General features: G+C 69.4%; 1 protein-coding gene. It reads right to left on the bottom strand.

Annotated features, from left to right (window positions below):
* Window positions 1-798: urease subunit alpha (locus AC5RWQ_RS30220; protein WP_494286002.1), on the bottom strand; the 798-nt coding region annotated here is incomplete at both ends.

Here is a 798-nt window from a genome sequence, read left to right as displayed (position 1 = left end):
GGCCGTAGCGGGTGCGCATCACGTGGGCGGTCTGCCAGGTGCGCATGATCATCTCGCCGATCCGGCCCATGGCCTGCGCGTCGGACGACATGATCGAGATGGCGCCCATGTCGTGCAGCAGGTCCTCGGCGGCCATCGTCGAGGGGCGGATGCGGGAGTCGGCGAAGGCGCGGTCGGCGTCCAGCTCGGGGTTGAGGTGGTGGCAGACCATCATCATGTCGATGTGCTCCTTGACGGTGTTGACCGTCAGGGGGCGGGTCGGATTGGTGGACGCGGGAAGGACGTTGGGCTCCCCGCACAGCGTGATCATGTCCGGGGCGTGGCCGCCGCCGGCGCCCTCGATGTGGAAGATGTGCAGCGGCCGCCCGGCGAACGCCTCCTTGGTGCTCTGCACGAAGCCCGCCTCGTTGAGCGAGTCCGCGTGCAGCGCGACCTGGACGTGGTTCGACGTCAGGCCGGACGTCTTGTTGTCGTCGGACGGCCCGTTGCGGCCCTCGCACACCTTCATGCAGGTGTCGATGACCGCCGGGGTGGCGCCCCAGTCCTCGTGGATCTTGAAGCCGATCACCCCAGCCTTCACCTGGTCGGTCATCGAACGGCGGGACATGGTGGTGCCCTTGCCGAGCAGGCCGATGTTCACCGGGAACCGGTCGAGTGCCTTGAACAGCCGCTCCACGTGCCAGCGGCCGGGGGTGACCGTCGTGGCGGTCGACCCCTCCGCCGGTCCGGTGCCGCCGCCGATCAGCGTGGTCACGCCGGACGCGAGGGCCTCGCCGACCTGCTCGGGGCAGACGAAGT

Source organism: Micromonospora sp. BS32 (assembly GCF_059089345.1).
The sequence above is the reverse complement of the archived record's forward strand: the minus strand, read 5'-3'. Positions and strand labels throughout refer to the sequence as shown.